Below are 26,238 nucleotides of genomic sequence, written 5' to 3' on the forward strand. Positions count from 1 at the left end.
CCATCTCGGAACTACTCGATGCCCGCCTCGCGGGCGCGGACTATGGCTTCGGCGCGGCTCGCGACGTGGAGCTTGCTGAAGATGGCGCTGACGTAGTTGCGGACCGTCTTGTGGCTCAGGTTGAGACGGCCGGCGATCGTCTCGTTGGGCAGGCCGCGGGCGAGCAGTTGCAGGACGTTGTGCTCGCTCGGGGTCAGGGACGGGAACGGTGTGGCCGGCTGGGACGGTCGCTGGGCGAAGAAGGCGATGATGCGGCCTGCGATCGACGGGCTGAAGATGGCCTCGCCGTGCCCGACGGCGGTGATCGCGCGGATCATCTCGTCGTCGTCGGTGTCCTTGAGGGTGTACCCGCGGGCGCCGGCGCGGAGGGCGGCGAAGACCGAGTCGTCGTCGTCGAACATCGTCACCACGAGGATGTGGGTCTGCGGGGCGACCGTGGCCAACCGGCGGATCGCGGTGAGGCCGTCGCCGCCGGGCATGTGGAGGTCGAGCAGGATCAGGTCGGGACGGAGCTCGCCGGCCAGGCGTACGGCCTCGACCCCGTTGGTGGCCTCTCCGGCGACCTCGGTCTGCGGCATGGTCGCCAGCAGCGCCCGCAGCCCTTTGCGGAAGAGCGGGTGGTCGTCGGCGATCAGGATCCTGAGGGGCTCGTTCATGCGGTGCCTTTGATCGGGAAGGTCGCGGTGACGCGGGTTCCTCCGGTGCCGGCGGGAACGATGGTGATGCTGCCACCCAGCTCGGTCGCACGTTCCCGCATCGACCGGTGGCCCACACCCGCCAGGTAGTCCGCCGGCAGGCCGCGTCCGTCGTCGGTGACCGTGAGGGTCACCGTGTCGTCGCGACCGGTCAGCTCGACGACGCAGCGGCCGGCTTCGGCGTGCCGGGCGGCGTTGTGCAGGGCCTCGGCGGCGATGCGGTAGATCGCCACCTCGACCGCGGCGGGCAGCGCCGGCAGCGGTCCGGGCGCCCGGATGCTGCGGCTCAGCCCGTCCACCGGGCGCAGGTTGCGTAACGCGTCGATCAGGCCGAACTCGTCGAGCATCGGGGGACGCAGCTCGTAGACCAGGCGGCGGATCTCGGCGGTGGCCTCGCGGACGTCGTCGCGCAGTTCCTTGACAAGGCGTTCGGCGCCGTCGGAATCGGTGCGCAGGGTGCGGTGCAGGGCGCCCAGTTGCAGGCCCAGCGACGCGAGGGTCGGGCCCAGACCGTCGTGGAGGTCGCGGCGGATGCGGAGTCGTTCCTCCTCACGGGCCGTGACGAGCTTCTCCCGTGAGGTCTGCAGCTCCTCGGAGAGCCGGGCCGCGTACAGGGTGATGCCGACCTGGCCGGCGAGGTCGTCCAGCAGGCGCAGGTCGGCGGAGGACAGGCCGTCGAAGCGGCGCCGGGCGCTGACACTCAGCGTGCCCAGGGTGAGGCTCTGATAGCGCAGCGGGATCCGGACCACCTGCATCCCGTCACCCATCGACCCGTACGCGGCGACGGTGTCCTCACCCGTCTCGATGCTGACGTACGGCAGCTTCAGCGTGTGCGCCAGCGTCGCGGCCAGCGTCGGCAGCAACTCGTCCGGGCCCGGCCCCGCGTGCAGGTGCTGGTGCACCCGCTCGACCACCTCGTACGCGTTGTCCCGCTCCCCGAACGCCAGCTGGTGCACACCCCGGCTGATCTGCCCCGACACCGGTGCCCAGGTCACGGCGACGAGCACCAGGGCGATCGTGTGGGACCACCACGGGATGTCGGCGAGCGACGCGATCGGCCGGTGCGGCCAGGTGACGACCACGGCGCACAGACCGGCGACCACTCCGGCGTACAGGAGCAGGAGCAGGCGGTAGAGCACCTGGTAGACCCACTGGCCGACACCCGCGCGTTCACGCCACACTGACGACGCGCTCCCGCCACAGGCAGAGCGTGATCACGACGGCGTGGTGCACCAGCATGACCGCGGCGAAGGTGAGCTCGGCGGCCGTCGAGTCGAACAGCAGCGACGTGACCGCCTGCAGGACCCAGAACGCGTTCACGACGATCAGCAGCACGGCACCCCACTTCTGACCACGCCAGGCACCGTACGCCGCGATCAGCGCCAGCACGTCCGAGGTGAAACTACCGAGCACGAGCGCAAACGGCGCCTCGCTCTTCTCGGCGCCGAGCACGAGGTTGGGAAGGTCGAAGAGTCCGATGCCGATGAGCGCCACGAGCACGGACAGAACGGCGGCGATCTTCAGGGCGGTCGAGCGGCTGATCTGCATGTCTCCGAACCTAGAAACGCCGGTTCCCACTGTCACCAGGCAGCTGTCCCGACTTGCCGGGACATCCCGTCAGGCCGCCGGCAGGACACGCCCGGAGCGCAGGCGGACGACCACCCCGGCCACGTCGATGACCCGCTGGTCGTGTGTCGCCACGAGGGCGAGTGTCCCCGCGGTCACCGAGGCCGCGAGCACCTCGAGGATCAGGCGGACGTGGTCGTCGTCCTGGTGTGCGGTCGGCTCGTCCAGCACCGCCACCGCGGGGTTCAGCACCAGCGCGCGGGCCAGCGCGGCCCGTTGCTGTTCGCCGAGTGAGGTGTCCCGCGCCGGGCGGCCCGCGATCGCGGCGAGTCCCAGCCGCTCGAGCAGATCCGCGGCCGGGCTGCGACCGCGTACGCCCGCCGGGAGCAGGACGTTCTCGGCCACGGTGAGTTCCGGTTCCAGGGCCAGCCGTTGCGGCAGCAGGGACACCGTGGCCCAGTCCGCCGCCGGGTACGCCGCCCGCCCGTCGACGAGCACCTGCCCGGCGCCCGGCGCCATGACCCCGGCGACCAGGTGGCACAGGGTCGACTTGCCCGAGCCGGAACGCCCGGCCAGGACCGCCAGCGTCGCCGGGGGCAGTGACAGGTCGACGTCCTGCAGCACCTGCGTCGCGGAGGCGCCGGAGCCACGGGTGTGGCTGACCGCGCGGACCTCGACCAGTGCCCCGGTCACTTCGGGTCCTCCGGGTGGTGCAGCTCGACGTGCCCGTCGACGACGGTGACGATGACCCGCCCGTCGGGGAACAGCGGCAAAGCCTCCTCGGGCAGCTGGAGCCGGCCGAGACCGTCGATCGTCGTGGTCCGGATCTGCCCGGCGTCGTGCTCGCCGGACAGGACACCCTGGCGCAGCCGCAGCACGGTGTCGGCCGCCGCGACGGCGCGGGCGTCGTGGGTGGCCAGGACCACGGCCGTGCCCTGGTCGGCGCGGGAGCGCAGCAATCGCAGGACCAGCGCCGCGGAGTCGTCGTCGAGTTCGGCGGTCGGCTCGTCGGCGATCAGCAGGGCCGGCGCCCCGACACCGGCCGCGGCGACCGCGAGGCGTTGCTGCTCGCCGCCGGACAGGACGGCCGGGCGTGCGGTGGCCCGGGCCGTCAGCTCCACCTCGGCGAGGGCGGCGTCGGCGTCGACGCGCACACCGCGCAGCCGGGCCATCTGCTCGATCTGACCGCGGGCGTCGAGCTGCGGGAAGAGGCTGTGCGTCGGCCGTTGCGCCACCCAGCCGATCTCGCGGCGCCGGAGCCGTTGCAGCTGGTGGCGGGTCAGGCTGGAGACCAGGCGGCCCCGGTGCCGCAACTCGCCGCCGGCGGGTCGTTCGCGCAGCGCGAGGACGGCCAGCAGCGTCGACTTGCCGCTGCCCGAGGGCCCGGTGATGGCACTGATCCGGCCGCCGGTCACCGTGACGTCGACACCGCGCAGCGCCTGGGTGGGGCCGGTCGGTGCGGCGTACAGCTGGAGCAGCTCGCGGCCCTCCAGCACCTGCTCGCGGTCAGTCGTCACGGTAGGCATCCTCCTCGGCGGTCGCCGAGCGTACGGCGGTCAGCGCCACGGCCAGGACGGTGGCGAGGACCGCGACCCCGGCCGTGACCGCGACCCCGGCACCGGAGAGCTGCAGGTCGAACGCGGGCAGCAGCCGCGGCTGGTCGTCGAGCAGGCGCGTGCCGAGCGGGGCGAGCGCGGCCACCCCGCCGACCGCGGCGGCGAACGCGACCGCGGCCAGCAGCACGAACTCGAGCGTCTGCGCCCGCCGGATCCGGGCCCGCCCGAGGCCGACACGCGCCAGCATCAGGTCCGTCGGCCCGCGCAGCGCAGCCGTCCGCTGCGCGTAGATGCACAACGTCAGGACCGCCAGCAGCGCCAGATAACCGGCGATCGCGAGCTGATAACCCCGGGCCCGGCCGGTGGCCACATAGGCAGCATCCTGGCGCAGCTGATCGGCCGTGCTGACGCGTTCGGGCACCACGCCGTTGGCTCCTGTCACCGCCTGAATCCCGGCCGCCCCGGCGGAACTCCACAGCTGGGCCTGCACCAGCACGGCGTTCACCGACTGCTGTCTCAGCGGCCGCAACCGCGGATCGTCCCGGCCGAGCTTCTTCAACGTGGGATCGGCGGCGGCGACGTACATCGGGCGGCTCTGCAGGCCGGGGAACGCGGCCACCCGCGAGGCCACCGCCAGGTTCGCTCTCGAGAAGCCGATCTCCACCTGGATCGCGTCGAGCCGGTCGGACGCGGGGTCGGCGACCGTGATCACCCGCGGTGTGCCCTCCGCGTCCACCGGCGTGGCGACCAGATCGGCCACCGCCGCGCGGGCCTCGGCCAGGTCGGCGCCCCGCCCCCACAGCGCGGCGTCCCGGAACTGCGCGGGGTCGATGAGCAGCAGATCCCTCTGGTCGTCGTCGAGCGGTGAGGTCGTGTCGGTCCGCCAGACCACCGTGTCGCCCGCCGGCATCGGGGGATTGCGCACACCCGGAACGGGCTTGTCGGGAGGTTCTGCACCGAGCGGGTCCTCGGGCGGCGCTTGAGCTGCGCCCTTGTCGACCTCCCAGGACCCCTGCAGCGTGGCCACCGCTTCGGCGCCCGAGGCGACCGCAACCCGGTCGTCGGCCGAGACAGCGGTCGACTGCACGGCGGAGAGCGCAAAGAGCAGCATCCCCAGGCCCGTGGTCACCACGACAACGGCGAGCCGGCGCTCGGTCCCGCCGGAGCCCAACCGCCGGCGGGCCAGCCACAGAACCGCCCGGCCTGGTGAGCCGGGCAGTCGGGCCGTGCGTCGCCGCCGGCCCGCCAGCAAGCCGGGGAGCCGGCCGGCGACGACACCCACGGCGGCGAGCACGAGCAACGGGACGAGCAGGTCCACGCCGCGTGCGCCGTCCGCGGCACCACCCGCGCTGACGAGCCCACCGGCCGCGACCAGGGCGATGACCACCACCATGGCCGCCCACGGGAGAGCACGCCGGACGGTCGCGGGTGGCGCCGGGCGTACCCGCCGGGCCGCTGCCGCCGCGCCGACCCCGGCCACGGTCACGAGCCCGGCCAGCGCAGCCGCACCGGCCAGCAGCGCGGCCGGTCGCAACGACTCCGTCACTGCCCCGGGCGGCCCCAGCCGGGTCACCAACTGCCAGGCCACGAGCCACCCCAGACCCGCCCCGAGCAGGGCCGGCAGGAGATTTTCGAGCCCCCAGAGACCACCCACGCGTACGGGCGAGAGGCCGACAGCCACAACGTGCCGCAACTCGCGTTCGCGCCGCCGCGCCGACAGCAACGCCACGGCGAGCACCGAGGCGAGCCCGACAATGATCGCCGCCCACTCCACGGGACGTGTCCGCTGGCGTACCTGATCGGTGGTGGCCTGGGACGCATCGACGATCCGGCCGATGCCGCTCGCGAACCGCAGCGCGCGGACGTCGTCCTCGACCGCCACCGAGGTCGCGTAGCTGCGCCGCAGGTCCTCGACACCCTCAGCGGTCTGCCGGGCCTCGGCCAGTGACGATCCGGGCACCAGCTCGGCCTCGGCCGACCAGAAGATCTCGTCCCCGACAGCCTGCGCCAGCCGCTCCACCGTCGCGGTGGCCCCGATCAACAGGTACGCCGGCAGCGTCCGATATTCGGTGTCGCCTGGCGTGTCCCCCTGGCGCAACGCCCACTTGCGGCTGCCGGGCGGGTCGGCCGGGAGGCGCCCGGCCGCATCAACCGCGTAGACCCCGTCGACTGCCACAGTCGTCTGCCGCGGCTCACCGTCCTTGCCCACGACCACAGCAAGAACGATCCGATCGCCGGCGCTCGCCCCGAGCGCGGTGGCAACGGGCTCCGGCAACCACACCCCGTCCCGGCCGGCCGGCTTGCCCACCGCCACCAGGTCGGACTCCGGCGAACCGACGGCGAACAACCGGGCCCGTTCGCGCTCGGCGCCGAGGCTGACGGTCGATCCCCAGAACAGCGGGCCGGCCGTCTCGGCGCCGAACGACCCACCGGTCAGATCCGGCTCGGTCAGACCCGGGACCGCGCGCAGATCCTCCAGAACGGACTCCTGCTCGAGGCTGGTCGGCCCGGCATTCGCCGACAGCCGCACGACCGGGGCGTCGTTCTGCCGCGCCGTGACCGGCACCTGATCCCGGCGGGCCTGGAAGGCGGCGTTCCCGGAGGCCTCGGCGAACATCGGGCTCGCCGCCCCGGCCGCGGCCAGCACCAGAAAGGCGGACACCGTCAGCAACGACCACGCCCGCTGCCGCAACCCGCCCGCAACCGCAGCCACGGTAAGCCGATCAGCCGGCGCCATGAGCCTCCTTCAGGGGAACGAAGAAAAGCTACAACACCCCCGCCCGGCGGGGGACTTGCCTTTCCAGTAACTGGAAGGGCGAACCTGGTGTCATGTTGTCGATCCGCGAGTTCAGCGAGATGTGCCACCTGTCGCCGCAGGCCCTGCGCTTCTACCACGCCGAGGGCCTGCTCGTGCCGGCCGAGACCGACGAACGGACGGGCTACCGCAGGTACGCGTTCGAGCAGGTGGAACAGGCCATGCTGATCACCCTGCTGCGGGACACCGGGATGAGCGTCAAACTTGTCCGGCAGGCCCTCGACGAACCCGACCGGGCGACAACGTTGCTCGCCCGGCACAGCGACGAGGTCCACTGCCAGCGTGCGGCCCAGGACGAGGCGATCCAGGCGGCGCGCAGCGTTTTCGAAGCCCGGCCGGAACCACAGGAGAGCCACGTCCCGGCCCGGACCGTGATTGCCCGGCTCGTACCCGGCACACCGGTGGGCCGTGACGCGCAGGAGTGGGAAGAGGCCGAGCGCATCATCGCGGAGACCGTCACCGAACTGCTCGACACCGTGGAGAAGGCGGGCGCCACGTGTTTGGGCCGGCCGTGGCGGACCCTGGCACTGGAGACCCCGGAACAGGACCGGCGTGCCCTCGACGGCGAGGGCCCGTTCTGGATCGTGAAGGTCGCGGTGACCGCACCGGACGAGGTGCTCGCCGCATTGCCTGCCGGCTTCCTCGTCCGGAACGAGGAAGCCGGCGACGAACTGTCCATCTTCATGCCGGGCCGTAACACCATGGCGAAGTACTGCACGGTGATCCTGCGCCTGCTCAACGCCCAGCCGGTCGACGGTGACAGCTTTGTCAACGTCGCCCGCGTACGCCAGGAGCTCCGCCCGGACGGCGTCCTGAGCAGCGCCCCCGTCGAACGGCGGCCTACCGGACCGTGAGGCCGAGGCTGAACGGGATCGTCCTGCCGTTCATGTCGACCGCGGTGGCGGTGACCGTGCCGGTGGTGGCGTCCTGGGCCGGCAGGGCGGAGAAGGTCAGGGTGCCGCTGTCGTCGGCGACGGCGCTGCCCAGCACCAGGGTGCCGGCCGACATCCTGGACACCGGCTTGTTGTTGACCATCGTGGTGGTCGTGACCTTGTAGGCCTCGGTGAACGTCACTGTTGTTCCCGGCTTGAGGTAGGTGCCGGTGATGCTCAGCGGGGTGCCCGGCGCCAGCTGGCGGGTGGTGGCGGCGAGCTTGCCCGTCGGGTAGGTCCAGGACCGGAGTGAGACCGCCGAGGCGGGTCCGGTTCCGGCCACGTTGGTCGCCGCCACCGTGTACCGGTAACTGACGTTGGCCGTGGCCGAGCTGTCGACGTAGGTGGGGTCGGTGGTGGTGGCGAGCTGCACACCGTCGCGGTAGACGGTGTAACCCGTGGCGGCGCTCGCGTTGGCGGTGACGGCCGGGGCCCGCCAGTTGAGCTTGATCGAGCCGACCGCCGGCGTGGACGTGACGCCGACCGGCGGGGAGGGCACCTTGTACGCCAGCGCCGTGGCACTGCGGACCGACTCACCGGCCGGGTTCACCGCCGACACCGCGTACGTGGCGTTGGCGGTCGGCGAGACGGTGGTGTCGGCGTACGCGGGCGTGGTCACGGTCGCCAGGGGTGAGCCGTCGCGGTAGACGGTGTACGAGACACCGCCCGGGGAGGCCGGTGCACGCCAGGTCAGCTTGACGGTGGTGCCGGCCTGCAGAGTGGTCAGCGTGGTCGGTGCGGCCGGGACCACGTACGCGGTGGTGCTGTCCGTCTTGGCCGACTCGCCGGCGGGGTTGACGGCTGACACGGCGTACGTGTGGTTGGTGCCCGCCTGGTCGGTGAAGGCAGGGCTGGTGGAGGTCCCGAACCGCACCCCGTCGCGGTAGACGACGTAGTTGCTGGGCGCGCTGGAGGTGGCGAGCTTCACGGACGGGGTCCAGCGGAGCTGGATCGTGGCGGCCGACGGGGTGACGACCAGCTTCGTCGGGGTGGTCGGGGCCAGGTAGGCAGGCACCGCGGCGCTGGGCTGAGAGGTGACACCACCGCTGACGGCGGCTACGGCGTACGTGTAATTGGTGGCCGGGGTGATGGTCTTGTCCACGTAGGCGGCGGCCGTCGAGGTGGCCAGCGACACACCGTTGCGGTAGACGCGGTAGGTGGTGCCGGCCTTCGTCGCGGCCGTCCACTTCAGCGCGATGGAGGTCGCGGCCGGTGTGACCACCAGGTTGGCGGGTGCACCCGAAGCCGGCGGCGTCACCGGGTTGGTCGAGGTGCTCTGCATCAAAGCGGTGAGGTTGAGCAGGCCGGCGCCGGTGGCGGCGTCGCGACCCGGGCTCTCGATGTCGATGGCGGTGCTCTCCAGCGCCGCGCGGGTGGCGGCCTCGGTGGCGCCGGAGTGGGTGGCCCGGTAGAGCGCGACCGCGGCCGCGACGTGCGGCGCAGCCATCGACGTACCCGACTTGTAGCTGTAGGTGCCGTTGGTGTCGGTGCTCATGATGTTGACACCGGGCGCCGAGATGTCGGCGGTCCCGCTGGAGTTGCTGAAGGAAGCGCTGACGTTGTTGGTGTCGGTGGCGGCGACGCTTTCCACACCCGGTGACGCGGCGGGCCACGACGGCGCGTTGCCGCTGGCCCGGTTGTTACCAGCGGCGGCGACGACAACCACGTTGTGGTCGGTGGCGTACTTGACGGCATCGTCGTAGGAGGACGAGTAGCCACCACCGAGGCTCATCGTGATGACGGTCGCACCGTGGTCGACGGCATAGACGATGCCGTTCGCCACACCGGTGGAGGTGCCGCCGCCACCGGCCCCGAGGACGCGGACCGGGAGGATCGGCACGCCCGAGGCGATGCCGGCGACGCCGATGCCGTTGTTGGCGACGGCCCCGACTGTGCCGGCCACGTGGGTGCCGTGACCGTTCGGGTCGACGCAGCCGTTGGTGGAGAGACCGTCGCCGACAAAATCAGCGCCGATGTCGCAGCGGATCTGACCGGCCGCGAAGTCCGGGTGCGACGACCTGATGCCGGAGTCGACCACCGCGACCAGCTGACCGCCGGTGGCGACACCGGTGAAGTCGTCGCTGGACAGCCGGGTGTTACCCCACTGCTGACTGCGGTACGTGTCGTTGGGCGTGGCGAGCGCGGTCACCGGCACCTCCACGGCGGCCTCGCCCAGTGCGTCGGCTTTCCGACGCTCCTCGGCGACGGTGGCCGCCTCGACCTCGACGAAGGTGGGCCGGCCGCCGGCGTCCAGCACGGTGGCGATGGTGTCCACCGACGCGCCGTCCCGCGGACCGGCCACGGCAGCCAGCGGGGTGGCGAGCGTCACCGCCCCGATCGCGGCCAGGGCGGCGACACCCGTCCTCCGTGCCAAATGACCGCGCATGAGCTACCTCGCTTCGAGTCCGGGCTGGTACAGCCCATTCCTTCGGCACGGCGGCGCCCAACTGCAGAAAATTGCGCTGGTGTCTCGCAAAAGCAAAAGGCCGTACAGCCTGAAGGCTGTACGGCCTGGTGGTACGGGGTGCGCCGCGTAGGACTTGAACCTACAACCCGCGGATTAAGAGTCCGCTGCTCTGCCAGTTGAGCTAGCGGCGCTCGCTGACAACGCAGAAACATTAACACGGGGTCCGGGGGACCCTGAAATCGGGCCGCCCGCATGATCGTCCGATGCATCCTTGCCCGCCGGGAGGACCCCCGGCGTTGCGCGGGTAAGGCAGGATGTGCCCGCGGAACGTGAGAACGGGGCACACAATGACAAGCATGCGGCGCTCGGTCGTGGCGGTAGTGACGTTGGTGGTGGTCACGCCACTGGCTCTGGCTGCCTGCAGTGGTGACGAGGACAAACCCTCTCCCGCTGCGTGGGTCGGTGCCTCGTCGGCACCCCCGCCCTCGGGGTCGGTTCCGGAGTCCGGATCGACGGAGCCCGGTGCCACCGGTGGGGCCGGTGCGGTGTCGCTCACTGTGACGCCTGCCACGGGCAAGAAGAACGTGCCGGTCAGCACGGAGATCGGCTTCAAGGTCTCCGGCGGCAAGGTCACGACCGTCGCGCTCAAGGACGCCGGCGGCAAGGCCGTCTCGGGCGAGCTGCGCGAGGACGGTTCCGCCTGGGTGCCGAGCAAGACCCTCAAGACCTCCAAGAAGTACGACGCGACGGTCACCGCCGTCGACGCCGCGGGTGCGAAGAAGACGGTCACCACCTCGTTCACCACCATGGGCAAGGCCGGCAAGCAGACCGGTACGGGCCTGTACCTCTTCGACGACCGCACGTACGGCGTGGCCATGCCGGTCGTGGTCGAGTTCAACCCCGGTATCAAGAAGAAGGACCGTGCCGCCGTACAGAAACGGATGTTCGTGAAGACCGAGCCGGCGCAGCCGGGAGTCTGGTCGTGGACGTCGAGCGGCACCCAGGCCTACTACCGCGGGCCGAGCTACTGGAAGACCGGCACCAAGCTCACCGTGCGTATCGCCGTCGGTGGCCTGCCCACGGGCAGTGGCCGCTACGGCGACCGGGACCGGGCCGCGACCTCCAAGATCGGCCGCAGTTTCATCATGAAGGTCGACAACAAGACCAAGAAGATGACGGTCGTCCAGGACGGCAAGACCGTCCGTACGCTGCCCGTCAGCCTGGGCAAGAAGAGCACCCCGTCGTCGAGCGGCACCATGGTCGTGATGGAGAAGAAGGCGGCCACCGTCTTCGACACCACCGCCGAGCTGGGCCCCACGGAGGGTTACCGCACCGAGATCGAGTACGCCCAGCGCATCACCTGGAGCGGCCAGTACATCCACTCCGCGCCCTGGTCCGTCGGAGCCCAGGGAAACCGGAACGTGTCGCACGGGTGTGTCAATGTGTCCCCGTCGAACGCCCGCTGGCTGTTCGACAAGACCTTGATCGGTGATCCGATCACCGTTCGGGGTACAGGAGACAAGCTGGCGGCCGGCAACGGCTGGACGGCGTGGGACATGAGCTGGAAAGAATTCGTGAAGGGCAGCGCTCTTCCGGTCTCCGCCGAGCTGGCGGCGGCCCAGGGCGACGCCTGAAACTTGAAGCGTAAAGTGGGACCGGCGGCGGAACCACTCTCCCGGGGTCGCGGCACGAATCCGGGATTGGTGGCCCGGCATTCACGAGAGAAGATGGACGCCGGGACGACAGCGCGGTGAGAGGGATCATGGGACTTCGTGGAGAACGGTCGACGGACGTGGATGCGATCCGCCTGACCGCCCGGGCCGGACGACGGCCGTGGCGGATGGCCGCGGCGGCGCTGGTGGCCGCGAGTGTGCTGGTCAGCGCGGGTGCGTGCAGCGGCGACAAGGCCGAGACCCCCTCCTGGCAGGGTGGCGGTCAGGGTTCCTCCGAGGCCCCCTCGCCCCAGCCGACGCTGAGCACGGTGGCGGTCACGTCACCGGCCGCGGACGCCAAGGACGTCGCTGCCTCGACCGAGATCAAGTACGACTCCGAGGACGCCGACAACACCTCCGTCGAGGTCAAGGACGCCGACGGTGGCGAGGTCAAGGGCACTCTCGACAAGGACTCCAAGGTCTTCACGCCGGCCAAGGCGCTCGGCTGGGGCAAGACCTACACGGTCACGGTCAACGGCACCCCTTCGGGTGACAAGGGTGGCTCCACGACGAGCACCTTCACGGTCATGAAAAAGCCGTCGAAGCTGGTGCGCGTGACGAGCTTCCTCGGCGACGGCCAGACGGTCGGTGTCGGCATGCCGATGATCGTCAAGTTCGGCCGCTCGGTCCCCGAGAAGTACCGCGACGACGTCCAGCGCCGCATGACGGTGACCGCGTCGCCGGTGCAAGAGGGCATCTGGCACTGGATCAGCCCGACCGAGGTGCACTACCGCCCGAAGACGTACTGGAAGGCCTACACCAAGATCTTCTACAAGGTGCAGCTCGCCGGTGTGCCGATGGGCGACGGCTGGTACGGCCGCTCCGACCTCACCGTCGACCTCAAGGTCGGCCGCTCGTTCGTCATGACGGTCTCCAACAAGACCAAGAAGATGACGGTCAAGCAGGACGGCAAGGTCGTCAAGACCATCCCGGTCAGCCTCGGCAAGAAGGACACCCCGTCCTCGAGCGGCACCATGGTCGTCATCGAGAAGAAGGAACACACCGTCTTCGACACGATGGCCGAGCTCGGCCCCGAAGAGGGCTACCGCACCAAAATCGACTACGCCCAGCGCATCACCTGGAGCGGCCAGTTCATCCACGCCGCCCCCTGGTCCGAGGGCGTCCAGGGCCGCACCAACGTCTCCCACGGCTGCGTCAACGTCTCCATGGCCATGGGCAAGTGGCTCTTCGGCCGCACGATGCTCGGCGACCCGATCACGGTCAGCGGCACCGAGGAAAAGCTGAAGAACGGCAACGGCTGGACCGACTGGAACATGAGCTGGGACGAATACAAAAAGGGCAGCGCGATCTGATCGCCCACCCACAACCGCAGTGACGCGGGCCGGTCGTTCCTCGACCGGCCCGCGTGCTGTTTCCCCAGGTACGCCCCCAGCCCCCTTACCCTGAGCTGATGCCGCGATCACTGCCCGTTGTGCTGCTCCTCGTCCTGATCGCCGCCGTCACCACCGGCTGCTCCGACGACACCCAGCCCCCAGCCGCAGCGCCGACCCCATCGGCCTCCGTCGCCGCCCAGCTCGACGACCCGCCGGGCACCCTCACCTGCACCAAGGTCGTCTCCGCGGTCCGCGAAGGAACCCTGATGACCCCGGGCGTGGTCACCGACATCGTCACCGCAAGCACCACCGCCGACGCCCCGGTGGCCGACGAAGCCCAGCGCTTGTCCACGGCTTTCACGGCCGCGGTCGCCGCCCACAACACCGACAACGAACCGGACGCGATCGCCGCGGTGAGCGCCGCCGCAGCCGCGATGGTGAAAGTCTGCGGCGACTCCGGCCTGGAAACGGTCGGCTGAACCGACCCGCCCAGCGCCCCGAGCCGCCCGCTTCGGGTTCGCTCGGCCCTGCTCGACGCCACCCAGCCGGCTCGGCCCGCCCGCCCCGGTCGCCCCGGTCGCCCAGGAGCCCAGCAGTCCCGGTCCACTAGTCGCGGTCCGGCCAGTCCCGGTCCTGCCGATCCCAGCCCGGCCCAATCCACCCCAGCCTGGGCATTGCAGCCCAGAAGACCAGCCCATCGCAGCCCGGCCATCGCAGCACGGCTCACCCAGCTCGGCCCGGCCACCCCACCCCAGCTCGACCCGGCCCGGCCGGGCCCCAGCTCGGCCGGGCCTGGCGCGCGCGTTCCGGGGCAGCTCGCCCCTCCCACCCGTCCCAGCCCGCCGACATCACCCCAGCTCGGCCCATCCCGGCCCACCCATCCCGGCCCATCCCGGCCCACCCATCCCGGCCCGGCCCGGCCCACCCCAGCCCGGCACGGCACGGCACGGCCCAGCCCATCCCGGCCCACCCATCCCGGCCCGGCCCGGCCCGGCCCACCCCAGCCCGGCACGGCACGGCACGGCACGGCACGGCACGGCCCAGCCCAGCCCGGGTCCGGCCCGGCCTAGCTCCACTCCCGCCCGACCTCAACGCAGCCCGCCCAGCCCGACCTCAACCCAACCCGCCCGGCCCGCCCGGCCCGGCCCGCCCGGCCCCGCCCGGCCCACCCCAACCCGACCTCACCCAGCCCCGCCCGACCTCAACCCGGCCCGGCGCGGTGGTGGGTTGGTGGGTGGACGGTTTTGGGGTTCTACAGTGGCGGCCGTGGAGGTTGTCGAGATCCGTAGGTTTCCGGTCAAGTCGTTGGGTGGGGAGCTCCTGCAGACCGCCCAGGTTGAGGAGCGGGGCCTGGCCGGAGACAGGCTCTGGGCCGTGCGGGACGAGGACGGCAAACTCGGCAGTGGCAAGAACACCCGCCGCTTCCGCCGGATGCCGGGCCTCCTCAGCATGCGGGCCCACGGCGACGGTGTTGTCGAGCTACCCGACGGTCGCCGTTTTGCCGTCGACGATCCTGCGGGTCACCGGGCCGTCAGTCACCTGCTGTCGCGAAACGTGACGATCGAGCGGGAGCAGCAGGTCAAGCATCACGACGAGGGCCCGGTGAGCGTGATCAGCACCGCCGCCCTGCGCCGCCTCGGCGAGCTGGTCGGGGAGCCGGTCGATCCGCTGCGATTTCGGGCCAATGTGCTGGTCGATCTGCCGGGCAGTGGCTTTCTGGAGGATGGCTGGCTGGGTGGCAACGTGCAGGTCGGCCCCGAGGTGGTGCTGCGACCCGTCCGCAGGCTCACCCGGTGCGTGATGGTGGACCTGGGCCAGAAGGACGGGCGGCTGCTCAAGGCCGTGGCTGACCATCATGAGATGACGTTCGGGGTCTGGGCGACGGTCGAGCGACCGGGCCGGATCGCCGTAGCCGACTCTGTGCGGGTCGGGTGAGGACGGGTCAGGGGTGGACGCGGGCGAGGTCGTCGCGGAGTTTGGCGCGGACTTCTTCGCTGTCCGTGTGGTCGATCTCCTCGTAGATGTCGAGGGCCTGGCGCCACGCGTCGCGGGCGGCCGGTGGGTCGCCGGCGGCCAGGTGGGTGTCGCCCAGGTGGGTCAGGATGATTGCTTCGAGGCGGCGGTCGCCCTGGTCGCGGAACAGGTCGCGGGAGCGGTGGTAACACGTCACGGCCTCGGCGTAGTTGCCCAGGTGGTGGTGGACGTAGCCGACGCTGTCCCAGGAGTGGGCCGCGCCGGTCCAGTTGCCTTCCTCTTCCTGGATCTTCACCGCTAGTCGGCAGTGCTCGAGGGCTTCGGCGTAGTTGCCGAGGACGACGTGGACCCAGCCGATGTTGTTGAGCGCGCTGGCTTCGCCCGGGCGGTCGCCGTGGGTGCGGTAGATCTCCATGGCGCGGCGGCCCTGTTCGAGGGCTTCGTCGTGGCGGCCGAGGCGGCGGGCGGTGGTGCCGAGGTTGAGCAGGACGATGGCGTTCTCGCCGGTGGTGTCGTCGTCGCCGAGTAGATCCAGGGCCTTGACCAGGTGTTCGTAAGCTTCGGAGGGGCGGCCGAGCTCGCGGTGGGCGTACCCGAGGCTGTAGTGGGTCCGGGCCCTGCGGTAGCGGTCGCCGGAGCGTTCGGCGGCCTGGTGGGCGATGTTCAGGCAGGCGATCCAGTCGCGTTCGTTCCATTCGCGTTCGAAGTACGTGGCGAGCGCCCAGGGCAGCAGGAACGCGTGTTTGTCGTGCCCGGTCGCGGCGGCGAGGTCGACCGCCGCGCGCAGGACGCGTTCCTCCCGGGCGAACCAGGTCTGCGCCGCGGCCAGGTCGGCGAGCGGTTCCGGTGTCACACCGCCGACCAGGGGATCGGGCGCGAAGTGGCGCTTCGTGCGGTTCGGGTAGAGCCGCCGGTCACCGATCAGCGCCGTGTGCAGATAGAAGTCCAGCACGCGGCGGGTCGCCGCCCGGCGTTCCTCTTCCGCATCGTCGCGGTCGGTCAGTTCCCTCGCGTACGCCCGGAGCAGATCGTGGCAGCCGTACCGTCCGGCGGGTTGTTCGACAAGAAGGTTGGCCTGGATGAGCCGGGTCAGCAGGGGCCGCACCTCGGCCGCGGTCTGCCCGGCGAGACTCGCGACGGCGCCGAGGCTCGCGTCCGGGCCGGGGTGCAGGCCGAGCAGGCGGAACAGTCGTGCCGTGGCCGGGTCGAGGGTGCGGTAGGACCAGGAGAACACCGCGCGGACGTCCGTGGCCGGGTCGGCGTCGGCGAGCGCGTCGAGGCGGTGCCGGGCATCGTCGAGTTCGGCTGCGACCGTACCGAGGGAGAAGTGGGGGTGGGTTGCGGCGCGGGCCGCGGTGATGGCCAGGGCCAGGGGGAGGCCGGCGCAGGCGGTGAGGATGCGGTCGACGGCCTCGGGTTCGTCCTTGATCCGCCGGTCGCCGACGCGGCGGGCGAGCAGCGCCCGGCCGTCGGTCCCGGGCATGGTGTCGAGGCGCAGCGGCCGGGCGCCCTCGGTGGCGACCAGGCCCGACAGGGAGGCGCGGCTGGTGACGAGGGCGAGGCAGCCGGGCTCGGCGGGGAGCAGGGGCCGGACCTGGGCGGCGTCGGCGGCGTTGTCGAGCAGGATCAGCATCCGCTTGCCGGTGAGGCGGCTGCGGAACAGCGCGGACTGGGCGGGCACGTCGGCGGGGATCCGCTGGGACGGCACGCCGAGGGCGTCGAGGAAACCACGGAGGGCCTCCGCGGCGGCTGCGGGCGGGCCGTCGGGGTCGAATCCGCGCAGGTTGACGTAGAGCTGGCCGTCGGGGAAGCGGTCGCGGACCCCGTGGGCCCAGTGCACCGCGAGGGTGGTCTTGCCGACACCGGCCGTGCCGGAGACGGCCGCGACGACAAGCCCGTCGCCCTCCTCCAGGAGGTCGTCGAGGCGGGACAGTTCGGCTTCGCGGCCGGTGAAACCGCGGACGTCGAGGGGCAGCTGCCGGGGCGCGTTCGCCGGGCGGGCCGGCGGTGGCGTGGCCTGGTGTGCGGCCTCCAGCTCCGGGCCCGGCAGCGCGCCGAGCTCGTCGTGCAGGCGGTCGCGGGTGCGGCGGTACCAGGCGAGCGCTTCGGAGGGGCGGCCGTCGGCCCGTAGCGCCCGGATGAGCACCGCGGCCAGCGGCTCGACCAGGGGGTGGGCCTCGAGCATCGGCTTGAGCAGGTCGACGACCGTGCCCGGGGGAGTGCCGAGGTCGAGTTCGAGCGGGGCGAGGGTCAGTGTCGCCGAGAGCCGCTGCTGCTCCAGGTCGTCGCGGAGCTGCGCGGCCCACTCGCCCCGCAGACCGGCGAGCGGCTGGCCGTGCCAGAGCCCGAGGGCCTCGCGCAGCTGCTCGGCGCCGCCCCGCGTACGCCGGATGAGCCGCCGGAACCGGAAGAGGTCGACCCGTTCGGGGTCCGCCCGCAGGGCATAACCGCCGTTGCGGAACTCGAGCCGGACGCCGGTGTCGTCGAGTGTCTCCAGCAGCCGGCGCAACCGCAGCACGTACGTGTGCAGGGCGTTGCGGACCGTCCGTGGTGGTGTCTCGTCCCAGACCCGGTCGATGAGGACCTCGATCGGCACGGTCTGCCCGGTGTCGACGGCGAGCGCCGCGAGCACGGCACGTTGTTTGGCCGGCCCGAGGTCGAGTCGCCGCTCACCGGCGAAGAGCTCGACCGGCCCGAGGATGCGCAGATCCCACATGGCGCGGCAGCTCCCTGTCCCGGTGTGGCATTTCAGCCGTCATCAATCCGGATTTCAGAGTAGTCGCGCATCCTGCGCGTTGGTTCGACGCCACGGGGGTGGGTGGAGCCGTCGCCCGCCATCGACGGTTCCGCCCACAGGCCAGAACCGTCAGCGGTCTATTTCGGCTGGATGAGCCAGTTCCACGCCTTGCGCAGTCCTTCGGTGAAGGAGCTGTCGTCGTCGGGTGCGGGGTTCTCGGCCGGCTCCTTGAGCTCCGCGGCCGGGACAGCGACGATCACGCCGTGCTCGAAGATGCCGTCGATCTGGGCGGCACTCGCATAGCGGTGACCGTCGGACGTTTTCACGACCACGCCGTGGAAGATGTCCTCCTGGTCGTCGGCGAGCACGTGCTCGACCGTGCCGACCTTGTCACCCGCGCGGTCGTAGACCGCCGTGCCGTCGTCGAGGACCAGGAAAGACTGCGGTACCCCGAGGTCTTCGGGAGCTGTATTGTCCGACATGACTCTGCACGTACCCCGGCCGGGTGGCCGGTAACCGGCGGTCAGGTGGTCGGCGGGAGCAGCGCCACTTCGCGGTAGAAGCGGTCGATGGTCCGGACCGTCGCCTCGAACTCGTCCAGACCGAACGGCTTGGTCACGTACGCGTTCGCCCGGTGCTGGTAGCTCGACTCGATGTCGGGAGCGGCACCGGAGGTGGTCAGGATGACCACGGGGATGGCCTTGAGCCGGTCGTCGGTCTTGATCGCGGCGAGTGTCTCGCGGCCGTCCATGCGGGGCATGTTGAGGTCCAGCAGGATCAGGTCCGGGCGCTGCGCCTGCTCGTAGGGCGGGGTGCGGAGCAGGTAGTCGAGGGCCTCGCGGCCGTCGGCCACGCGGTTGACCGTTGTGCTGCGGTCGGCGTTCTCGAGCGCTTCCGAGATCATCAGGGCATCGGCATCGTCGTCGTCGACGACAAGAATCTCGAGACTCCGCACCGCTTCACCCCCTTGTTTGCAGTTCGGCAAGCATAGGGGGTCGGGGGTGGCAAGACCAGCCGGGTCTCAGCGGTTCAGTGTGTCGAGCAACCGGAGCACCCCGGGACCCAGAATCACCACGAAGATCACCGGAAACAGGCAGAACAGTACGGGGAACAGCAGCTTGATCGGCACCTTCTGGGCCTGCTCCTCGGCCCGCTGCCGCCGTTTGGTGCGCTGGTCGCGGGCGTGCTCGCGCAGGACGCCCGCGATGGGTACGCCGAGCTCGCCCGCCTGCACGACCGCGGTGACAAAACTCTGCAGCTCACGGACGGTGGTCCGGGCCGACAACGACCGCAGCGCATCGGTACGCGCAATGCCGATCTTCATCTCCTGGAGCACCCGGTGGACCTCGCTCGGCATCGGGCCGGAGAGGTTCCCGGCGACCTGTGCCATCGCCGCGTCCAGGCCCAGCCCGGCCTCGACGCCGATCACCAGCGCGTCGAGGACGTCCGGCAGCGACTTCGCCAGGTCCTTCTGCCGTTTGACGCCGATGTCGTAGATGACGAGGTCGGGGATGAAGAGGCCGAAGACCGCGGCGGCGGGTCCGGCCAGCACCGCACCGGGTGTGCCCCACAACGCCGCGCCGAGCAGGGCACCGGCGAGGCCCGCGGCCACCATCAGCTGGCCGCGGCGGCGGACGACCGCGTCGATCGGGCGGTCGTCGGGGTTGCCGGCGTAATCGAGCAGCCGGACGAGGCGTACCCGGGCGCCGGGCGGGGTGACCGCCCGGCCCAGCCGGTCGAAGGCGCCGCCCGCCGCGGCCCGCAGGCGCTGGTCCACGGTCGGACCGCGTTCGTCGAGCGGGTGGCGGCGGGTGTTGCCGAACATCCCCAGCGTGCGCATCATGCGTTCGCCGCGGGTCGGCGGCAGCGCCACGGCCAGCACCAGCAGACCCACGGCGGCCGCGCCGGTCACGACGGCGAAGAGCTCGACGAGCAGCAGGGCCATCTCAGACCTCGACCCGGACGACGCGGCGCAGCCAGAGGCCGCCGACGATCAGCAGAACCACGGCGGCGCCGAGCATGAGCAGACCGAGCGGCTCGGTGTAGAGCGGCCGGATGTACGCGGTGCGGAACAGGAACATCCACGCGCCGATGGTGAGCGGCATCGCCAGCAGGATCATCGCCGAGAGCCGCCCCTCCGCGGAGAGCGACCGCACGTTGCGCCGCAGTTCCTCGCGTTCACGCATGGTGTCGGCGGTTGTCTGCAGGACCTCGGACAGGTTGCCGCCGACCTCGCGCTGCAGGCGGATGGCCATGACCAGCCACTTCATGTCCTGGTTGCCGGTACGCAGCCCGACACCCTCGAGCGCGTCCTCGAGGTCGGCACCCAGCCGTGTCTCGGAGATCGCCCGGCGCAGCTCGGCGGAGACCGGGCCCTCGTTGTCGCGGACGCCGTTCTCGATGCCGTGCTGCAGCGTGAAACCGGACCGCAGCGAGCTGACGATCATCTGCAGCGTGTCGGGCAGCTCCTCGGCGAAACGCCGCTTGCGCCGCTCGATCCGCCCCTGCAGCAGCGCGTTGGGGATGAGGAAACCCGCCAACAGACCGGCGGGCACGCCCAGGAACCACGGGAGGATCAGGCCCAGCACCAGCGCGAGGGCCAGCGCCGCACCGAAACGGATGACCAGCCACTCGGCCGGCCGGATCGGCATCGCCGCCGCGTCGAGCAGCGTGTGGTTGTCGAGCCGGCTCAGCCGCGCCAGCACCTCGCCGGCCCGGGTCACCTCGGCCCGGAAGAGCCGGAGCAGGCGGCCCTTCTCGGGAGGCCGCTGCACGGCGAACCGCCGCAGCGCGTCCAGCCGGCGCTGGAAGAACGTGCGGCCGAAGAGGGCGTCGAGGACCGCGTACGAGATCAGGAAGACCGCCGCGGCGCCGGCGACGGCCGCGACGATCACTTCTTGCCCTTGGTGAAGAGGGTGGCGGGCAGCGTGACGCCGTAGACCGCGAGGTCGTCGGCGAAGCGCGGGCGCAGCCCGGTGGCCTCCAGGCCGCCGCGGAACTTGCCGGTGCGGTCGGTGCCGGCCTTGAAGTCGAAGAGGAAGAGGTCCTGGAGGCTGACGACCTCGGTCTCCATCCCCACCACCTCGGAGATGTGAGTGATCTTGCGGCTGCCGTCCTTGAGCCGGCTGACCTGGATGATCACGTCGACGGCCGCGGCGATCTGGTCGCGGATCGCGCGGATCGGCAGGTCCATGCCGCCCATCAGCACCATCGTCTCCATGCGGGCGATGGCGTCGCGGGGTGCGTTGGCGTGCAGCGTGGTGATCGAGCCGTCGTGACCGGTGTTCATCGCCTGCAGCATGTCCAGGGCGGCGGCGTCGCGGACCTCACCGACGACGATGCGGTCCGGGCGCATCCGCAGGGCGTTCTTCACCAGGTCACGGGTGCTGATCGCGCCACGGCCCTCGGAGTTCTTCGGGCGCGACTCCAGGCGTACGACGTGCTCCTGGCGCAGTTGCAGCTCGGCGGCGTCCTCGATGGTCACGATCCGCTCGTCGTAGGGGACGAACGCGGACAGCACGTTGAGCATCGTGGTCTTGCCGGAGCCCGTACCGCCGCTGACGACGATGTTGCGCCGGCCGCGGACGCAGGCCTCCAGGAAGTCCGCGGTCTTGCGGCTGAGCGTGCCGAAGCGGATCAGGTCCTCGACGGTCAGCGGTGACGCCGCGAACTTGCGGATGGTCAGCGACGACCCGTCCAGGGCCACCGGCGGGACCACCGCGTTGACCCGGCTGCCGTCGGGCAGCCGCGCGTCCACCATCGGGCTGGCCTCGTCGACCCGGCGCCCGACCCGCGAGCAGATCCGGTCGATGATCCGGCGCAGGTGCGATTCGTCGTCGAACTCCACGTCCGCGCGTTCCAGCCGGCCGAACCGCTCGACGTAGATCAGTTGCGGGCCGTTGACCATGACCTCGCTGACCGACGGGTCGCGCAGCAGCGACTCGATCGGGCCGTGGCCCAGCACGTCGTCGGTGACGTCGCGGATGATCCGCGCCTTGTCCGCGCCGGCGAGCGGTGTCTCCTCCCGGGCGATCAGCTCGGTGAGCGTCTGCCGGACACGGGCGTCGAGGTCGTCACCCTGGGCGCCGGCCGCGTACAGGGTGGGGCCGAGCTCGTCGGCCAGCCGCCGCTGGATGCGCAGCCGCACCTCGGTGACGGCATCACCGGCCTGCATGCCGGCGGCACGGTACCGCTCGGTGCTCGCGTTGGCCGGCGCCGCCTCGGGAGCCGGTGGCGGTGGCGGGGTGGTGGCCTGGGTGCGGGCGTTGATCCGCGCGGAGAGGCTCACCGGCGCCGCCCGAAGGCGAAGATCTTGCGGCGCGACTCCTGCGAGCTCGTCACCCCGGCACAGCGGTCAGCCAGCTTGCGGACGGCCAGGCTGACCGGGTGCGTCGGATCCGACAGCACCATGGGTACGCCGCGGTTGACCGAGAGCGGCACGTCCCGCGACGACGGCATGTGCACCGACAGATGCGCGCCGACGGCCTCCTCGACGTCGTCGGTGGTCAGCCCGACCTCGGTGTTCGACCGGTTGAAGACCACCAGCCGCCGGTCCCGCGGGTATTCCAGCAGGTCGAACATCTCGATGGTCAGCCGCACACTCTTGAGCGTCGGCAGGTCCGGCGTCACGATCGGCACGAACCAGTCGGACAGGTCCAGCGCCGACAGCACCTGGTCGGTGACGGCCGGCGGGGTGTCCAGCACGATGAAGTCGTACATGCCGCGGGCCACCTCGAGGATCTCGGTGACCAGCTCGCGGCTGACATGCTCACCCTCGGCGGGGCTCGCGGGGGCGAGCAGAGCGTCCAGCCCCGGCCGGTACGGCGTCAGCACCGACCGCAGACCCGCCTCGTCGAGTTTCCCGGCCATCGAGATCGCGTCGGAGACACTGCGGTTCGGGGGCAGCTGCAGCATGATCGCGACGTCGCCGAACTGCAGTGCCAGGTCGACCAGCAGCACCCGGCGGCTGCCGTCGGCGGAGAGCGCGGCGGCCAGGTTGGTGGCCACGACACTCTTGCCGCACCCGCCCTTGCCGGCGAAGACGGTCACGATCTTCGCCCGTTGCCCCTGGTCGCTCGCGGCCCGCATCGTGGTGCTGAGCGCCTTGGACAGGTCGATCGAGCGCGCGGCGGAATTGCGGATGCCCTCGACGTCGAGCTCCTCGACCACCTCGCGCACCCCCGACCGCATGGCCCGGGCCAGCACGTCCGGCTCGAGCGTGCGCCTCAGCAGCAACACCCCGATCAAAGGCCGCTGCACCCTCTGGTACGCGGTGAAGGTGAGCGCCGCGTCCAGGTCGACCGTGGCGCCGATCATGACCAGCAGCGTCTCCGGATTACGCGGGAGGTGCGCCTCGAGGTCGGCGAGGTCGGCGACGATGTCGAACCCGAAGTCGCTGTAGAGGCCGCCGATGGTGTTGCGCCGCTCGGCATCCGGCTCGACGTAGACGTAGTAGGTCATGGTGTGCCCCTCACGGCCAGAGGCTGTCGTAGTCGACGCCGGGGGAAGGCGACACCTTGGTGGTCTCCCCGAGCAGGCCGAGATAGATGGAGCCGGTCTGCGCGGCGTGAACGAGCCGGACCGCGTCGTCCTGGTCCACCGCCAGCGTCGCCGGATAGGACTGCGCGACGGCCCGGTTGTTCCGCGTCGAGGTGGGCGCCGGGGTCACGTCCGACGGCGGCCCGGTGGTGATGCTGATGACCGTGGCGTCCGGCAGCAGGATCCGCGTCTTCTGGTCGCTGGGCCGGGCGTCCTTCGGGTACGTGACAAAAACCGTGACCTTGTCACCCGCCGCGACCTTCTCGGCGACGCCGGGTGCCATGGTCACCTCGACGCTGACCCCCAGGTCGCCGTCGGGCACACCGACCGCCGCGGAGGAGTCGGTGTCCGGCCGGCTGAACTGACCGCGCAGCAGCAGCTGGTCGGGTTGCAGGTCGGCGCTCAGGGCGAGGCCGTCGAGCGACTTGTCGAGTGACCCGACCGTGTCGTCGGGCAGGCTGTCCGCGGGCATCACCACGGTGCGGGCCAGCTTCTTCTCGCGGATCTGGGCCGCGGTCGTGCCGGCCGGGATGCGCTCCTCGGCGAGCAGGACCGACACGGCTTTGCGCCCGTCGACCGCACGCTGGTCGACACCGCGGGCGTAGAGCAGCAGTGCGGTTCCGCTCAGCCCGGCGAGGACCAGCGCGGCCAGCACGATCAGGATCCGCCGTCGCATGCGTCCTTCTTCCTGTCGTGGCCGCTCATCCGATACGGCCCATGACGGTCACGCCGTAGTCGGCGCCGGTGACGAACTCGGGTTGTGCCCGGGGGACGAGCATCTTGCTGAAATAGCCGGAGAAGCAGACCTGCAGGAGGCACTCCAGCACCGTCGGAGTGGTGCCACCCAGCCACGACGTCTGGTCCGCCGGCACGATCAGCCCGCGGTGACCGGTGACCACGAGGACCGCAAAACCGACGACCCGCACGCTCGTGAGCGTCGGGTTGCCGCGGTAGACCGGGACCAGGACCGGTTCGTGCTCGTTGCGGATCGTGGCGAGAGCGTTCCGGCAGGCCGCCGTCGGTGCGCCGACGATCGGTGCCGCATCCCCGCGGGCCACGGTGACCGAGCAGTTCTGGGTGTTGCCGAGCCAGGCAAAACCCTGCGGCAGGTTCAGCCCGGCCGAGGCGCAGGTCACCGGGGACAGCAGGTCGAGCGGTACGAACGTCTGGTCGTCACCCTGTGCGGGCGGGTCGAGATCACCGGGCACGATGCCGCTGTGCTGCCGGGTTGCCGGGCTGATCCCGGGTACGCCGTAGAGGTCGGCGTTCTGCACGTCACAGACGGAGATGCCCAGCCCGAACACCTGGAGGGTGCCGGGCAGACCCCAGGCGACCTGCGAACAGGCGTTGACCTGGGTACCGGTGTTCTGGCCGCCGATCAGTCCCTGCGCGACCCGCGGTGGCAGCACCGTCGCGCCGTCCGCCGTCTCGGTGCTGGTGCGGACCTCGGCGTACGAGGCGGCGAAGCCCGGGGCGAGGTCCTGACAGGGGCTGATCCGGTCGCGGGGACGCAGGTCGCAGAGGTCGGTGCAGACGTCCAGCGTCACTCCGGCCCGCTCGTCGCGGGAGTTGGCGTTGGCCAGCGAGGCCGCGAGCTGACCCTGCGCGGCGCAGTCCGCCGGCTCGCTGATGCACGCCTGGGCCACACCCCACGCGGCGGAGTCGGCGCCGCTCTGCAACTGTTCGCGCTCGTCGGCGAGCAGGCCTACGTCGATGACCAGCGCACTCATCCCGAGCAGCAGTCCGCTGCTGAGCAGGATGGCGACCAGGACGGCGATCGCGCCGCTGTCGTCCGCCCCGCGCTGCCTCAGCCGACGCATGACATGACGCCCTTGGCGGTCAGCGTGAAGGAGTAGTTCATCAGGTCGCCGAGCGGCGTGAGCGGCGTGTACGCGTACGAGAGGTCGACCTCGGCGGGAGCGCTCGAGGGTGTCGACGTCGCGTCGCAGACGGTCACGGCGGTGACGGTGGTGCTGCCGAGGCCGGAGTCACCCAGGAACGTGGTGGCGCGGTCCGAGGCCTGGCTCGCCGAGCCGGTGAGCGCCGCGACCCGGGCGCCCTCGCGGGCGGCCTCGGTCAGCAGCAGCTGCCGGTTGAGCAGCATCCCGAAGTCGATCATCCCGAAAAGGATCAGGAGGAGGAGCGGCAGGACGATTGCCAGTTCGACGGCGGCCGCACCGTCGTCGGGACGGTGCGGCCGCCGGCGCGCGGTGATCCGTACTAGTTCGTGCCACCGCCGAGCTGGCTCGCGATGTCGTCGAACATCGCGTCGATGTTGCCGCCCAGCAGAGTGACGGAGGAGATGATGATGACGGCGATGAGTCCGACCAGCAGGGCGTACTCGACCGCGGTCGCACCCTCGTCGTCGTGGGACGGCCACCGACGCGCCATCTCGCGCAGCAGGGTGATGAGCATCGTGGGTCTCCTTCTGGGGTGCCGCGACCGATTGCGCCGGCATGGTCAGCCTGTCGCAATGTGTATCGGTCCCGCGGAGACCCACTGAAGGGTTTGGCGCCCGTCCCCGGGTGCCTGTTGGGTGCGTTACTGCCACCCGGTCCGTTGCACTCATGGCAGCTCGGCGAACCACCCGGCGACCTGGGTGGGTGCCATGTCGTAGCCGGTGGCGCGCGCGCCCGCCCAGTTCACCCCGACGAGCAGGCCGTCGCGTTGCAGGCCGGGCAGCCAGCTGTCCAGAAAATCGGAGACCGGGATCTCCACCACCGCGAAGCCCTGGTACGCCGGCACGGCCCCGACGACCCGCTTGGCCCGCGACTGCTTGGACCAGAACGGCATCGCCCTGTTCCCGCGGCTGTCCTTCGGGGCGGGGTGTCCCACGGAGTCCCGGATCGACCAGACCCGGCCCTCTTGGGGCACCTCACGGCGGAACGCCGCCGAATGAGCTGCACTGAGCGACATGCCGTCTCCCTCCGTCGCCGACGCTGCCCCTATCGTCGCTTGTCGGAGGGTTCAAG

At 71.2% G+C, this 26,238-nt stretch carries 24 protein-coding genes and 1 tRNA gene; 5 read left to right on the top strand and 20 right to left on the bottom strand.

What is annotated here, in order from left to right; all coding sequences use genetic code 11:
- Positions 1-11: 11 nt before the first annotated feature.
- The 6 genes from AFR_RS06800 to AFR_RS06825 all read right to left on the bottom strand — a co-directional run bounded on the left by AFR_RS06800 (position 12) and on the right by AFR_RS06825 (position 6,554).
- Positions 12-656 carry a response regulator gene (locus AFR_RS06800; RefSeq protein ID WP_023359162.1) on the bottom strand — a complete coding sequence of 215 codons (645 nt, stop codon included), beginning with the start codon at positions 654-656 and terminating at the stop codon, positions 12-14.
- Positions 653-1,876, bottom strand: a complete 1,224-nt coding sequence (locus tag AFR_RS06805; RefSeq protein ID WP_023359163.1) for a GAF domain-containing sensor histidine kinase — start codon at positions 1,874-1,876, stop codon at positions 653-655. Before AFR_RS06805 ends, AFR_RS06800 begins: the two co-directional genes overlap by 4 nt.
- Positions 1,866-2,243, bottom strand: a complete 378-nt coding sequence (locus AFR_RS06810) for a hypothetical protein (protein ID WP_023359164.1) — start codon at positions 2,241-2,243, stop codon at positions 1,866-1,868. The genes AFR_RS06805 and AFR_RS06810 overlap by 11 nt, the downstream gene beginning before the upstream one ends.
- Before the next feature lie 69 nt (positions 2,244-2,312).
- The gene (locus tag AFR_RS06815; RefSeq protein WP_023359165.1) at positions 2,313-2,954 is read right to left on the bottom strand and encodes an ABC transporter ATP-binding protein; all 642 of its coding nucleotides are present in this window, start codon (positions 2,952-2,954) and stop codon (positions 2,313-2,315) included.
- Positions 2,951-3,778 (bottom strand): ABC transporter ATP-binding protein, encoded by an 828-nt coding sequence (locus AFR_RS06820; RefSeq protein ID WP_023359166.1) that lies wholly within the window; start codon positions 3,776-3,778, stop codon positions 2,951-2,953. The genes AFR_RS06815 and AFR_RS06820 overlap by 4 nt, the downstream gene beginning before the upstream one ends.
- Positions 3,768-6,554, bottom strand: coding sequence for a hypothetical protein (locus tag AFR_RS06825; RefSeq protein ID WP_023359167.1), 2,787 nt, complete (start codon positions 6,552-6,554; stop codon positions 3,768-3,770). Before AFR_RS06825 ends, AFR_RS06820 begins: the two co-directional genes overlap by 11 nt.
- A gap of 92 nt (positions 6,555-6,646) precedes the next feature.
- On the opposite strand from AFR_RS06825, the gene AFR_RS06830 reads away from it, so the two are divergent.
- A complete protein-coding gene (locus tag AFR_RS06830; RefSeq protein ID WP_023359168.1) occupies positions 6,647-7,486 on the top strand; it encodes a MerR family transcriptional regulator in 840 nt (279 codons plus the stop codon).
- On the opposite strand, the gene AFR_RS43400 is transcribed toward AFR_RS06830, so the two are convergent.
- The gene (locus tag AFR_RS43400; protein WP_023359169.1) at positions 7,473-9,950 is read right to left on the bottom strand and encodes a S8 family serine peptidase; all 2,478 of its coding nucleotides are present in this window, start codon (positions 9,948-9,950) and stop codon (positions 7,473-7,475) included. The genes AFR_RS06830 and AFR_RS43400 overlap by 14 nt on opposite strands.
- 139 nt (positions 9,951-10,089) lie before the next feature.
- Positions 10,090-10,162, bottom strand: a tRNA-Lys gene (locus AFR_RS06840).
- 156 nt (positions 10,163-10,318) lie between these two features.
- Between AFR_RS06840 and AFR_RS06845 the strand changes: the two genes are divergently transcribed.
- From AFR_RS06845 to AFR_RS06860, 4 genes are all read left to right on the top strand, one after another.
- Positions 10,319-11,605 (top strand): L,D-transpeptidase, encoded by a 1,287-nt coding sequence (locus AFR_RS06845; protein WP_041840660.1) that lies wholly within the window; start codon positions 10,319-10,321, stop codon positions 11,603-11,605.
- 206 nt (positions 11,606-11,811) lie between these two features.
- Positions 11,812-12,996: a L,D-transpeptidase gene (locus AFR_RS06850; RefSeq protein ID WP_052359663.1), complete on the top strand. Its 1,185-nt coding sequence runs from the start codon at positions 11,812-11,814 to the stop codon at positions 12,994-12,996.
- Positions 12,997-13,094: 98 nt separating this feature from the next.
- Complete coding sequence (locus tag AFR_RS06855) at positions 13,095-13,496, top strand: hypothetical protein (protein ID WP_041840661.1); 402 nt, start codon at positions 13,095-13,097, stop codon at positions 13,494-13,496.
- Positions 13,497-14,283: 787 nt separating this feature from the next.
- Positions 14,284-14,952 carry an MOSC domain-containing protein gene (locus tag AFR_RS06860; RefSeq protein ID WP_041841862.1) on the top strand — a complete coding sequence of 223 codons (669 nt, stop codon included), beginning with the start codon at positions 14,284-14,286 and terminating at the stop codon, positions 14,950-14,952.
- 7 nt (positions 14,953-14,959) lie between these two features.
- Here the strand turns inward: AFR_RS06860 and AFR_RS06865 are convergent, their stop codons facing one another.
- The 12 genes from AFR_RS06865 to AFR_RS06915 all read right to left on the bottom strand — a co-directional run bounded on the left by AFR_RS06865 (position 14,960) and on the right by AFR_RS06915 (position 26,182).
- Positions 14,960-17,707, bottom strand: coding sequence for an AfsR/SARP family transcriptional regulator (locus AFR_RS06865; RefSeq protein WP_023359174.1), 2,748 nt, complete (start codon positions 17,705-17,707; stop codon positions 14,960-14,962).
- A 158-nt stretch (positions 17,708-17,865) separates the two neighbouring features.
- Positions 17,866-18,210: a PRC-barrel domain-containing protein gene (locus tag AFR_RS06870; protein ID WP_023359175.1), complete on the bottom strand. Its 345-nt coding sequence runs from the start codon at positions 18,208-18,210 to the stop codon at positions 17,866-17,868.
- A gap of 41 nt (positions 18,211-18,251) precedes the next feature.
- A complete protein-coding gene (locus AFR_RS06875) occupies positions 18,252-18,683 on the bottom strand; it encodes a response regulator (RefSeq protein WP_023359176.1) in 432 nt (143 codons plus the stop codon).
- A 66-nt stretch (positions 18,684-18,749) separates the two neighbouring features.
- Positions 18,750-19,673 carry a type II secretion system F family protein gene (locus tag AFR_RS06880; RefSeq protein WP_023359177.1) on the bottom strand — a complete coding sequence of 308 codons (924 nt, stop codon included), beginning with the start codon at positions 19,671-19,673 and terminating at the stop codon, positions 18,750-18,752.
- A 1-nt stretch (position 19,674) separates the two neighbouring features.
- Complete coding sequence (locus AFR_RS06885) at positions 19,675-20,622, bottom strand: type II secretion system F family protein (RefSeq protein ID WP_023359178.1); 948 nt, start codon at positions 20,620-20,622, stop codon at positions 19,675-19,677.
- The gene (locus AFR_RS06890) at positions 20,619-22,016 is read right to left on the bottom strand and encodes a TadA family conjugal transfer-associated ATPase (protein WP_023359179.1); all 1,398 of its coding nucleotides are present in this window, start codon (positions 22,014-22,016) and stop codon (positions 20,619-20,621) included. Before AFR_RS06890 ends, AFR_RS06885 begins: the two co-directional genes overlap by 4 nt.
- Positions 22,013-23,188: a CpaE/TadZ family protein gene (locus AFR_RS06895; protein ID WP_023359180.1), complete on the bottom strand. Its 1,176-nt coding sequence runs from the start codon at positions 23,186-23,188 to the stop codon at positions 22,013-22,015. The genes AFR_RS06890 and AFR_RS06895 overlap by 4 nt, the downstream gene beginning before the upstream one ends.
- A 10-nt stretch (positions 23,189-23,198) precedes the next feature.
- Positions 23,199-23,942: a Flp pilus assembly protein CpaB gene (cpaB, locus tag AFR_RS06900; RefSeq protein WP_023359181.1), complete on the bottom strand. Its 744-nt coding sequence runs from the start codon at positions 23,940-23,942 to the stop codon at positions 23,199-23,201.
- A gap of 25 nt (positions 23,943-23,967) precedes the next feature.
- Complete coding sequence (locus AFR_RS06905) at positions 23,968-25,086, bottom strand: pilus assembly protein TadG-related protein (RefSeq protein WP_023359182.1); 1,119 nt, start codon at positions 25,084-25,086, stop codon at positions 23,968-23,970.
- Positions 25,074-25,385 (bottom strand): hypothetical protein, encoded by a 312-nt coding sequence (locus AFR_RS43405; protein ID WP_023359183.1) that lies wholly within the window; start codon positions 25,383-25,385, stop codon positions 25,074-25,076. Before AFR_RS43405 ends, AFR_RS06905 begins: the two co-directional genes overlap by 13 nt.
- A gap of 101 nt (positions 25,386-25,486) precedes the next feature.
- Positions 25,487-25,681 (bottom strand): Flp family type IVb pilin, encoded by a 195-nt coding sequence (locus tag AFR_RS06910; protein WP_023359184.1) that lies wholly within the window; start codon positions 25,679-25,681, stop codon positions 25,487-25,489.
- Between the two features lie 150 nt (positions 25,682-25,831).
- Positions 25,832-26,182, bottom strand: a complete 351-nt coding sequence (locus tag AFR_RS06915; protein WP_041840662.1) for a DUF2750 domain-containing protein — start codon at positions 26,180-26,182, stop codon at positions 25,832-25,834.
- Positions 26,183-26,238: the final 56 nt, after the last annotated feature.

The sequence above is a fragment of the Amorphoplanes friuliensis DSM 7358 genome (assembly GCF_000494755.1).
GTDB classification, from domain to species: Bacteria; Actinomycetota; Actinomycetes; order Mycobacteriales; family Micromonosporaceae; genus Actinoplanes; species Actinoplanes friuliensis.

What these genes read in the sequence shown, in the direction of transcription:
- AFR_RS06800 (WP_023359162.1), bottom strand. Translation starts at nt 656, where the DNA reads ATGAACGAGCCCCTCAGGATCCTGATCGCCGACGACCACCCGCTCTTC.
- AFR_RS06810 (WP_023359164.1), bottom strand. Translation starts at nt 2,243, where the DNA reads ATGCAGATCAGCCGCTCGACCGCCCTGAAGATCGCCGCCGTTCTGTCC.
- AFR_RS06825 (WP_023359167.1), bottom strand. Translation starts at nt 6,554, where the DNA reads ATGGCGCCGGCTGATCGGCTTACCGTGGCTGCGGTTGCGGGCGGGTTG.
- AFR_RS06830 (WP_023359168.1), top strand. Translation starts at nt 6,647, where the DNA reads ATGTTGTCGATCCGCGAGTTCAGCGAGATGTGCCACCTGTCGCCGCAG.
- AFR_RS43400 (WP_023359169.1), bottom strand. Translation starts at nt 9,950, where the DNA reads ATGCGCGGTCATTTGGCACGGAGGACGGGTGTCGCCGCCCTGGCCGCG.
- AFR_RS06845 (WP_041840660.1), top strand. Translation starts at nt 10,319, where the DNA reads ATGACAAGCATGCGGCGCTCGGTCGTGGCGGTAGTGACGTTGGTGGTG.
- AFR_RS06850 (WP_052359663.1), top strand. Translation starts at nt 11,812, where the DNA reads ATGGCCGCGGCGGCGCTGGTGGCCGCGAGTGTGCTGGTCAGCGCGGGT.
- AFR_RS06855 (WP_041840661.1), top strand. Translation starts at nt 13,095, where the DNA reads ATGCCGCGATCACTGCCCGTTGTGCTGCTCCTCGTCCTGATCGCCGCC.
- AFR_RS06865 (WP_023359174.1), bottom strand. Translation starts at nt 17,707, where the DNA reads ATGTGGGATCTGCGCATCCTCGGGCCGGTCGAGCTCTTCGCCGGTGAG.
- AFR_RS06870 (WP_023359175.1), bottom strand. Translation starts at nt 18,210, where the DNA reads ATGTCGGACAATACAGCTCCCGAAGACCTCGGGGTACCGCAGTCTTTC.
- AFR_RS06880 (WP_023359177.1), bottom strand. Translation starts at nt 19,673, where the DNA reads ATGGCCCTGCTGCTCGTCGAGCTCTTCGCCGTCGTGACCGGCGCGGCC.
- AFR_RS06895 (WP_023359180.1), bottom strand. Translation starts at nt 23,188, where the DNA reads ATGACCTACTACGTCTACGTCGAGCCGGATGCCGAGCGGCGCAACACC.
- cpaB (WP_023359181.1), bottom strand. Translation starts at nt 23,942, where the DNA reads ATGCGACGGCGGATCCTGATCGTGCTGGCCGCGCTGGTCCTCGCCGGG.
- AFR_RS06905 (WP_023359182.1), bottom strand. Translation starts at nt 25,086, where the DNA reads ATGCGTCGGCTGAGGCAGCGCGGGGCGGACGACAGCGGCGCGATCGCC.
- AFR_RS43405 (WP_023359183.1), bottom strand. Translation starts at nt 25,385, where the DNA reads ATGATCGACTTCGGGATGCTGCTCAACCGGCAGCTGCTGCTGACCGAG.
- AFR_RS06910 (WP_023359184.1), bottom strand. Translation starts at nt 25,681, where the DNA reads ATGCTCATCACCCTGCTGCGCGAGATGGCGCGTCGGTGGCCGTCCCAC.
- AFR_RS06915 (WP_041840662.1), bottom strand. Translation starts at nt 26,182, where the DNA reads ATGTCGCTCAGTGCAGCTCATTCGGCGGCGTTCCGCCGTGAGGTGCCC.